Source organism: Pseudomonas sp. NPDC089530 (assembly GCF_050280705.1).
Lineage (GTDB): Bacteria > Pseudomonadota > Gammaproteobacteria > Pseudomonadales > Pseudomonadaceae > Aquipseudomonas.
This window is the reverse complement of record NZ_JBNNVU010000167.1, coordinates 1-4,928: the sequence shown is the minus strand read 5'-3', so window position 1 is coordinate 4,928 and position 4,928 is coordinate 1. Positions and strand designations below refer to the sequence as shown.

The 4,928-nt window shown below is 51.7% G+C and carries 2 tRNA genes and 2 rRNA genes; all 4 read left to right on the top strand.

Annotated elements, in window-relative coordinates:
* Positions 1-116: 116 nt before the first annotated feature.
* A 16S ribosomal RNA gene (locus tag ACQKQA_RS29600) occupies positions 117-1,653 on the top strand.
* Between the two features lie 65 nt (positions 1,654-1,718).
* A tRNA-Ile gene (locus tag ACQKQA_RS29595) sits at positions 1,719-1,795 on the top strand.
* A 26-nt stretch (positions 1,796-1,821) separates the two neighbouring features.
* Positions 1,822-1,897: transfer RNA gene (locus ACQKQA_RS29590), tRNA-Ala, on the top strand.
* Between the two features lie 236 nt (positions 1,898-2,133).
* Positions 2,134-4,928, top strand: a 23S ribosomal RNA gene (locus ACQKQA_RS29585); the annotation flags it as partial.

Genomic DNA, 4,928 nt, shown 5'->3' with positions numbered 1-4,928 from the left:
AATCAGACTGATAGTCACCAGATTATCAGCATCACAAGTTACTCCGCGAGAAATCAAAGATGTAACCAACGATTGCTGAGCCAAGTTTAGGGTTTTCTCAAAACCCAAAGATGTTTGAACTGAAGAGTTTGATCATGGCTCAGATTGAACGCTGGCGGCAGGCCTAACACATGCAAGTCGAGCGGTAGAGAGGTGCTTGCACCTCTTGAGAGCGGCGGACGGGTGAGTAATGCCTAGGAATCTGCCTGGTAGTGGGGGATAACGTTCGGAAACGGACGCTAATACCGCATACGTCCTACGGGAGAAAGCAGGGGACCTTCGGGCCTTGCGCTATCAGATGAGCCTAGGTCGGATTAGCTAGTTGGTGAGGTAAAGGCTCACCAAGGCGACGATCCGTAACTGGTCTGAGAGGATGATCAGTCACACTGGAACTGAGACACGGTCCAGACTCCTACGGGAGGCAGCAGTGGGGAATATTGGACAATGGGCGAAAGCCTGATCCAGCCATGCCGCGTGTGTGAAGAAGGTCTTCGGATTGTAAAGCACTTTAAGTTGGGAGGAAGGGTACTTACCTAATACGTGAGTATTTTGACGTTACCGACAGAATAAGCACCGGCTAACTCTGTGCCAGCAGCCGCGGTAATACAGAGGGTGCAAGCGTTAATCGGAATTACTGGGCGTAAAGCGCGCGTAGGTGGTTCGTTAAGTTGGATGTGAAATCCCCGGGCTCAACCTGGGAACTGCATCCAAAACTGGCGAGCTAGAGTATGGTAGAGGGTGGTGGAATTTCCTGTGTAGCGGTGAAATGCGTAGATATAGGAAGGAACACCAGTGGCGAAGGCGACCACCTGGACTGATACTGACACTGAGGTGCGAAAGCGTGGGGAGCAAACAGGATTAGATACCCTGGTAGTCCACGCCGTAAACGATGTCAACTAGCCGTTGGGGACCTTGAGTCTTTAGTGGCGCAGCTAACGCATTAAGTTGACCGCCTGGGGAGTACGGCCGCAAGGTTAAAACTCAAATGAATTGACGGGGGCCCGCACAAGCGGTGGAGCATGTGGTTTAATTCGAAGCAACGCGAAGAACCTTACCAGGCCTTGACATCCAATGAACTTTCCAGAGATGGATTGGTGCCTTCGGGAACATTGAGACAGGTGCTGCATGGCTGTCGTCAGCTCGTGTCGTGAGATGTTGGGTTAAGTCCCGTAACGAGCGCAACCCTTGTCCTTAGTTACCAGCACGTTATGGTGGGCACTCTAAGGAGACTGCCGGTGACAAACCGGAGGAAGGTGGGGATGACGTCAAGTCATCATGGCCCTTACGGCCTGGGCTACACACGTGCTACAATGGTCGGTACAGAGGGTTGCCAAGCCGCGAGGTGGAGCTAATCCCACAAAACCGATCGTAGTCCGGATCGCAGTCTGCAACTCGACTGCGTGAAGTCGGAATCGCTAGTAATCGCGAATCAGAATGTCGCGGTGAATACGTTCCCGGGCCTTGTACACACCGCCCGTCACACCATGGGAGTGGGTTGCACCAGAAGTAGCTAGTCTAACCTTCGGGGGGACGGTTACCACGGTGTGATTCATGACTGGGGTGAAGTCGTAACAAGGTAGCCGTAGGGGAACCTGCGGCTGGATCACCTCCTTAATCGACGACATCAGCTGCTTCATAAGCTCCCACACGAATTGCTTGATTCATTGAAGAAGACGATTGGGTCTGTAGCTCAGTTGGTTAGAGCGCACCCCTGATAAGGGTGAGGTCGGCAGTTCGAATCTGCCCAGACCCACCAATTACTGGTGCACCCTGTAGCGATACGGGGCCATAGCTCAGCTGGGAGAGCGCCTGCCTTGCACGCAGGAGGTCAGCGGTTCGATCCCGCTTGGCTCCACCATTACAGATTGGTGTCCATCGTTTAAAGCTTAGAAATGAGCATTCCGCGAGTGCGATGAATGTTGATTTCTGATCTTTATCAGAATCGTTCTTTAAAAATTTGGGTATGTGATAGAAAGATAGACTGAACACTACTTTCACTGGTAGTGGATCAGGCTAAGGTAAAATTTGTGAGTTTATTGCAAATTTTCGGCGAATGTCGTCTTCATAGTATAACCAGATTGCTTGGGGTTATATGGTCAAGTGAAGAAGCGCATACGGTGGATGCCTTGGCAGTCAGAGGCGATGAAAGACGTGGTAGCCTGCGATAAGCTTCGGGGAGTCGGCAAACAGACTTTGATCCGGAGATCTCTGAATGGGGGAACCCAGCCAGCATAAGCTGGTTATCTTGCACTGAATACATAGGTGCAAGAGGCGAACCAGGGGAACTGAAACATCTAAGTACCCTGAGGAAAAGAAATCAACCGAGATTCCCTTAGTAGTGGCGAGCGAACGGGGACTAGCCCTTAAGTGGCTTTGAGATTAGCGGAACGCTCTGGAAAGTGCGGCCATAGTGGGTGATAGCCCTGTACGCGAAAGTCTCTTAGTCATGAAATCGAGTAGGACGGAGCACGAGAAACTTTGTCTGAATATGGGGGGACCATCCTCCAAGGCTAAATACTACTGACTGACCGATAGTGAACTAGTACCGTGAGGGAAAGGCGAAAAGAACCCCGGAGAGGGGAGTGAAATAGATCCTGAAACCGTATGCGTACAAGCAGTGGGAGCAGACTTTGTTCTGTGACTGCGTACCTTTTGTATAATGGGTCAGCGACTTATATTCAGTGGCGAGCTTAACCGAATAGGGGAGGCGTAGCGAAAGCGAGTCTTAATAGGGCGTTTAGTCGCTGGGTATAGACCCGAAACCGGGCGATCTATCCATGGGCAGGTTGAAGGTTAGGTAACACTGACTGGAGGACCGAACCGACTACCGTTGAAAAGTTAGCGGATGACCTGTGGATCGGAGTGAAAGGCTAATCAAGCTCGGAGATAGCTGGTTCTCCTCGAAAGCTATTTAGGTAGCGCCTCATGTATCACTCTAGGGGGTAGAGCACTGTTTCGGCTAGGGGGTCATCCCGACTTACCAAACCGATGCAAACTCCGAATACCTAGAAGTGCCGAGCATGGGAGACACACGGCGGGTGCTAACGTCCGTCGTGAAAAGGGAAACAACCCAGACCGTCAGCTAAGGTCCCAAAGTTATGGTTAAGTGGGAAACGATGTGGGAAGGCTTAGACAGCTAGGAGGTTGGCTTAGAAGCAGCCACCCTTTAAAGAAAGCGTAATAGCTCACTAGTCGAGTCGGCCTGCGCGGAAGATGTAACGGGGCTCAAACCATACACCGAAGCTACGGGTATCACGTAAGTGATGCGGTAGAGGAGCGTTCTGTAAGCCTGTGAAGGTGAGTTGAGAAGCTTGCTGGAGGTATCAGAAGTGCGAATGCTGACATGAGTAACGACAATGGGTGTGAAAAACACCCACGCCGAAAGACCAAGGTTTCCTGCGCAACGTTAATCGACGCAGGGTTAGTCGGTCCCTAAGGCGAGGCTGAAAAGCGTAGTCGATGGAAAACAGGTTAATATTCCTGTACTTCTGGTTATTGCGATGGAGGGACGGAGAAGGCTAGGCCAGCTTGGCGTTGGTTGTCCAAGTTTAAGGTGGTAGGCTGAAATCTTAGGTAAATCCGGGGTTTCAAGGCCGAGAGCTGATGACGAGTTACCTTTTAGGTGACGAAGTGGTTGATGCCATGCTTCCAAGAAAAGCTTCTAAGCTTCAGATAATCAGGAACCGTACCCCAAACCGACACAGGTGGTTGGGTAGAGAATACCAAGGCGCTTGAGAGAACTCGGGTGAAGGAACTAGGCAAAATGGCACCGTAACTTCGGGAGAAGGTGCGCCGGTGAGGGTGAAGGACTTGCTCCGTAAGCCCATGCCGGTCGAAGATACCAGGCCGCTGCGACTGTTTATTAAAAACACAGCACTCTGCAAACACGAAAGTGGACGTATAGGGTGTGACGCCTGCCCGGTGCCGGAAGGTTAATTGATGGGGTTAGCTAACGCGAAGCTCTTGATCGAAGCCCCGGTAAACGGCGGCCGTAACTATAACGGTCCTAAGGTAGCGAAATTCCTTGTCGGGTAAGTTCCGACCTGCACGAATGGCGTAACGATGGCGGCGCTGTCTCCACCCGAGACTCAGTGAAATTGAAATCGCTGTGAAGATGCAGTGTATCCGCGGCTAGACGGAAAGACCCCGTGAACCTTTACTATAGCTTTGCACTGGACTTTGAATTTGCTTGTGTAGGATAGGTGGGAGGCTTTGAAGTGGGGACGCCAGTTCTCATGGAGCCATCCTTGAAATACCACCCTGGCAACTTTGAGGTTCTAACTCAGGTCCGTTATCCGGATCGAGGACAGTGTATGGTGGGTAGTTTGACTGGGGCGGTCTCCTCCTAAAGAGTAACGGAGGAGTACGAAGGTGCGCTCAGACCGGTCGGAAATCGGTCGCAGAGTATAAAGGCAAAAGCGCGCTTGACTGCGAGACAGACACGTCGAGCAGGTACGAAAGTAGGTCTTAGTGATCCGGTGGTTCTGTATGGAAGGGCCATCGCTCAACGGATAAAAGGTACTCCGGGGATAACAGGCTGATACCGCCCAAGAGTTCATATCGACGGCGGTGTTTGGCACCTCGATGTCGGCTCATCACATCCTGGGGCTGAAGCCGGTCCCAAGGGTATGGCTGTTCGCCATTTAAAGTGGTACGCGAGCTGGGTTTAGAACGTCGTGAGACAGTTCGGTCCCTATCTGCCGTGGACGTTTGAGATTTGAGAGGGGCTGCTCCTAGTACGAGAGGACCGGAGTGGACGAACCTCTGGTGTTCCGGTTGTCACGCCAGTGGCATTGCCGGGTAGCTATGTTCGGAAAAGATAACCGCTGAAAGCATCTAAGCGGGAAACTTGCCTCAAGATGAGATCTCACTGGAACCTTGAGTTCCCT